The 666-nt window shown below is 68.2% G+C and carries 1 protein-coding gene and 1 pseudogene; both read left to right on the top strand.

Annotation, left to right across the window (positions count from 1 at the left end; translation table 11 throughout):
- A pseudogene (locus tag ABD323_RS43235) lies at positions 1-303 on the top strand (LCP family protein); the annotation flags it as partial.
- A gap of 113 nt (positions 304-416) precedes the next feature.
- Positions 417-666: acyl-CoA dehydrogenase family protein (locus ABD323_RS43240; RefSeq protein ID WP_344447509.1), on the top strand; the 250-nt coding region annotated here is incomplete at its 3' end.

Below are 666 nucleotides of genomic sequence, written 5' to 3' on the forward strand. Positions count from 1 at the left end.
GGCAACCCCGGCCAGCTGACCGGTCTGCTCGGCTCGGTCGGCGAGGTGGTCAGCGTGGACGACAAGCTGAGCAACTCCGACCTGTACGACCTGGCCTGGAGCCTGCGCGGGTTGCGGGGTGACGGCGTGCGGTTCATGAACGCGCCGTTCGGCGGCTTCGGTGACGAGGGCGGCCAGTCGGTGGTCTACCTCGACCAGCGGGTGGCCAAGCAGCTCTGGGAGGCGGTCCGCAACGACCAGGTGCTGGAGTACCTGGCCCAGCACCCCGGCACCGGCGACACGCTGGAGGAGAACGTCCGCTGAGGCGGTGTCACTCCGGTGTCACGCATGTCACGTACGGGGTAGGCAGGGCGCGAGCCTAGAATTACGCTTACTTAACGGTAACTAACGTGGTCCGAATTCAAGGGGCGAGGCACATGGCGGGCAACTCCGGGGCGGATTTCGATCTCTTCCGGCTTTCCGAGGAGCACGAGATGCTCCGGGAGGCGGTGCGGTCGCTGGCGGAGGCGAAGATCGCCCCGTTCGCGGCGGAGGTGGACGAGCAGGGCCGGTTCCCGCAGGAGGCGCTGGACGCGTTGCAGGCCAATGAGCTGCACGCGGTGCACGTGCCGGAGGAGTACGGCGGTGCGGGTGCGGACGCGCTGGCGACGGTGATCGTGATCGAGG

The sequence above is a fragment of the Kitasatospora nipponensis genome (assembly GCF_039528135.1).
Lineage (GTDB): Bacteria > Actinomycetota > Actinomycetes > Streptomycetales > Streptomycetaceae > Kitasatospora > Kitasatospora nipponensis.